The organism is Mesorhizobium sp. M5C.F.Ca.IN.020.29.1.1 (genome assembly GCF_003997375.1).
GTDB classification, from domain to species: domain Bacteria; phylum Pseudomonadota; class Alphaproteobacteria; order Rhizobiales; family Rhizobiaceae; genus Mesorhizobium; species Mesorhizobium wenxiniae.
In genome coordinates, this window is record NZ_RZSW01000621.1 from 1 (window position 1) to 3,282 (window position 3,282).

The following is a 3,282-nucleotide window of genomic DNA, read 5'->3' on the forward strand; positions in this document are numbered from 1 at the left end:
GCAAGAGGCTGTTACTGCGGGCGCAATAAGACAGGCGCGATCTCACTCCTCCTTCTCCGGCTTGAACCGCCTCACCACCACCTCGAACACGATATCCGAAATCCACATCGCCGAGACGCCGATGAGGAACGCCGCGGCCAGCGTCGTGGTGTCGTCGTCAGGCGACGGCAAAGGCAGGCCGGCGCGGATGTAGTGCACCACGGGAAGCGTCAGGTAGGCCGCCGCCAGCGCGCCGCAGATCGGCGACGCCACCATCTCGCGAACCTTGTAGCGGTGGCGCGACAAGGCTCGCAAAATGCCGCCGGACAGGCCGGCGACCACCACCGACGCCTTGATGCCGAGAGCATCGAGAAACTCCTGTATCCCCATCGCATCGCCTCCCGCCGTGCGGCTTCGTCCGGCAGGCCGCGCGCCGCGCGTTCGGCATCGGTCGCCTCGCGGTCCATTTCGAGGCGATCCTGCGCAGCGAGTTTTTCCGCCGCTCGCCTGGCCGTATCCTCCTTGGCCCGGCTGATGCCGCCGGCGACAAAGAAGCCGATGCCGCCGACGAGTGCTGCGAAGATCGCCATGATCGCCTTGTTGCCGGCGAGCGCGCTCAGCATGGAAAGCACCCACATCTCAATTGCCCTCCACGGCGGGCTGTCTTCTGACGAGGCCGGCGACGCCGTCGCGGACGACATTCATCAGGATCTTAAGCAGGGTCAGCACCCGGTGATCTTGAGCGCCAGGGCCGCGTCGATGCCGAACATCGTCCAGTCGAAGCCGACCAGGCCGGTAAGCAGCAGGATCAGCACATTGATCAGATTGTGCGCCGCATTGGTATTGAACCACGTCATGGCTTTGCCTTTCGAAACAAAGAGGGGGCCTTTCGAAACAAGGAGAGGATTGCGGCGACCAGCGGAGCCAGGACCGCGGCCCAGAATCCGGGCAACGGCCCAGGCCGGACTCCAGCCCTGCCCGGCTCTGCCTCCGAAGTCGGGGAACCGTTCAGCTGCGGAGGAACCGGCGCTGGAGGCTGTGCTGGGGCAGCGGGCGGCCACGGCGTGTCCTTATCCGAGACCATTTGCGGAACGCGTCGGCAAGCCTGATAATCGTAGGCGTTCTTCCCAAAGGATGCGCCGTTGTAGCCCTTGGCAAAGCCGGCCCAATCATGATTGCGCAATTTGCCGTCGAGCCGGTTGGCGGCGATGAAATTGACCGCCGCCGCCAGCTGCAGCGCCTCGTCCTCCATCATGGCTTCGACCATGGCCTGCACGGTGGGGAAGCCGGCCGCCTTGAAATTCTCGCCGAGAACCTGGCCGAGCCCCCATGACGCCGATCTGAGCGCCGCCGTCTCGTCGATCGCGATAGCCGCTTTCAGGCGCGGATAGCTGTCCCGGGGATAAGGCTTTTCGCCCCACCTGACATAGGCAAGCCCGGCCGCGACTGCTTGCGCACGCTTCGGCCCCGACAGGTTGCGGAAAAAGACATGCGGCTCGAACAGGATGATCGGCCGGCCATGGGCGTCGAAGCCGTGCCCGCTGGTCTCGACGTCGAGAAAGGCGTGGATCTCATCCTCGCCGACGCCGATTCTGGCGCCAAGTTTTGGCAGATCGAGGTCGTCCAGGCGCCTGGCGGCGCCCTTGAACGTGGTATCCATGATCGTTTCCTTTCCGCCCTTGCGGGCAGGTTGTGCGGTTTCGGATTTTTCGGTAGGGCTCAGCCTGCTCGGGAGGCTGCGGCGCTGGTCGCCTTCGAACGGCCGGTTAGGCCAACTCGGAAGCCGTCAAGCCCTGACGTGGAATGGCTTCTCATCACCCATATCGCCAGCGGCCGGACCAGCGAGTTTCTGTTCGCGTGAAGTTGAGTTGACTGCTCAGCCGGATGACGATTTGTTTCCGCTGCACAATCTGGCGGAAATCAAATGACGTTGCGGATCAAGTTGCCTGGAGGCACCCTGAAGGTGAAAACCTATCGCGAATTGCGGTCCAGAGAGCGCGACAGGCGTGTTCCCGTCATGAAGATCGGAGCGCTTTACCTAGTCTGGTGGTCGACAAAGCAGAAACCGGACAGCAATCGGCCGGAAGGCTGACCCGAACCCAGTGAGCATCTGTTCGGCGTGAACTTGCCAAGCGAGGCCGCTTGCCGCAAAAGTTAGGTGGCGGGCCGGGGGGTCGAGGAGGCATCAAATGATGACTGTGAGATCCCGCATGCACGCGTCCCTTCGGGCGAGTCCGCTTCGCTACTACTTTCATCTGGCGAAGGCTCGGTTTGGCGGTTCCCCGCAGTCCGACGAGAGCGCGATCTTGGCGCGGCTTGCCGTCAATTGCCCAGCGACCTTCGTCGAGTTCGGATTTCATCCCACAGAGTACAACTGCATCGGTCTAGCAGATTTCAAAGGGCTCCTGGTCGACGGCGACGATACCACAGTCCGGCTGGCCAATGCCGTATTGCCGAAGCGGATCGAGGCGCGGCAGAGCTTTATCACGTTGGAGAATATCAGCGGTCTCGGGTCGCACTTTCCGAAGCTTGGCGTCCTCTCGGTGGACGTTGACGGCAACGACTACTGGTTCCTGAAGGCTCTGCTGCCGGCACGTCCTGCGGTCGTGGTCGTCGAGTACAATGCCAGTTTCGGCCTCAACCCCGTCACTGTGCCCTATGATCCGGCATTTGACCGCATGGCCAAGCACGGCAGCGGTTGGTATCATGGCGCCTCGATCACCGCCTTGACGAAACTATGCAAGACGCACGGCTACAAGCTTGTTGCCGTCTCAGCCGCTGGCGGAAATGTCTTTTTCCTACCTGAGGCTTCGGACATGCCAGAACTAGACCCCGCCCATGCCTATCGAGAGAGCACTCTTCGCAACCGCTGGTCGGGCACGACAGCGAAGGAGCAGTGGGGGCGGATCAAGCACATGCCTTTTGTCGATGCCGCGTCCTAGCAGGAGCTAAAGCGTGCACGTTGGTCCGCCCCTTCGCTTCACCATCCAAGCTGTTGATGAGCAACGGCAGCTCTCCATGCCGATTGCAACCAGTGAAGATGAGGCCGAGATGCGGGCTCAGTTCAAAGAGATTTGCAAGAAGATGCCACACATGCATGTGGAGCTCTACGACGGTGCGACGCTCATTGATGAGCGGCAGCCGAACGTATCATTTCATTAGTCAGTCGCTCGCACCAGCCCATCGGCGGGAACGTCCGACCGAACAATGGCGCGCGCCGAGATTATTGCTCGATCGCCGATCGTCACGCCCTTCATGATCATGGCGCCGGTTCCGATCCAAACGTCATCGCCGATAGTGACG

At 61.8% G+C, this 3,282-nt stretch carries 7 protein-coding genes; 3 read left to right on the forward strand and 4 right to left on the reverse strand.

Features of this window, described 5'->3' with window-relative positions; translation table 11 throughout:
• Nucleotides 1–42 precede the first annotated feature (42 nt).
• The 3 genes from EOA85_RS30945 to EOA85_RS30960 form a co-directional block, all read right to left on the reverse strand.
• Nucleotides 43–369: a hypothetical protein gene (locus EOA85_RS30945; protein WP_127212265.1), complete on the reverse strand. Its 327-nt coding sequence runs from the start codon at nt 367–369 to the stop codon at nt 43–45.
• Between the two features lie 332 nt (nt 370–701).
• Nucleotides 702–836 (reverse strand): hypothetical protein, encoded by a 135-nt coding sequence (locus tag EOA85_RS40000; protein ID WP_281033813.1) that lies wholly within the window; start codon nt 834–836, stop codon nt 702–704.
• Nucleotides 833–1,639 (reverse strand): N-acetylmuramidase family protein, encoded by an 807-nt coding sequence (locus EOA85_RS30960; protein WP_245486169.1) that lies wholly within the window; start codon nt 1,637–1,639, stop codon nt 833–835. The genes EOA85_RS40000 and EOA85_RS30960 overlap by 4 nt, the downstream gene beginning before the upstream one ends.
• Before the next feature lie 264 nt (nt 1,640–1,903).
• Between EOA85_RS30960 and EOA85_RS37815 the strand changes: the two genes are divergently transcribed.
• From EOA85_RS37815 to EOA85_RS30970, 3 genes are all read left to right on the forward strand, one after another.
• The gene (locus tag EOA85_RS37815) at nt 1,904–2,071 is read left to right on the forward strand and encodes a hypothetical protein (protein ID WP_164759997.1); all 168 of its coding nucleotides are present in this window, start codon (nt 1,904–1,906) and stop codon (nt 2,069–2,071) included.
• Nucleotides 2,072–2,189: 118 nt separating this feature from the next.
• Nucleotides 2,190–2,921: a hypothetical protein gene (locus EOA85_RS30965; RefSeq protein ID WP_245486171.1), complete on the forward strand. Its 732-nt coding sequence runs from the start codon at nt 2,190–2,192 to the stop codon at nt 2,919–2,921.
• A 13-nt stretch (nt 2,922–2,934) separates the two neighbouring features.
• On the forward strand, nt 2,935–3,141 hold the full coding sequence (locus EOA85_RS30970; RefSeq protein ID WP_127212266.1) for a hypothetical protein: 207 nt from the start codon (nt 2,935–2,937) through the stop codon (nt 3,139–3,141).
• Here the strand turns inward: EOA85_RS30970 and EOA85_RS30975 are convergent.
• Nucleotides 3,138–3,275 carry a hypothetical protein gene (locus EOA85_RS30975; protein ID WP_281033814.1) on the reverse strand — a complete coding sequence of 46 codons (138 nt, stop codon included), beginning with the start codon at nt 3,273–3,275 and terminating at the stop codon, nt 3,138–3,140. The two genes, EOA85_RS30970 and EOA85_RS30975, sit on opposite strands and share 4 nt — an antisense overlap.
• Between the last annotated feature and the right edge of the window lie 7 nt (nt 3,276–3,282).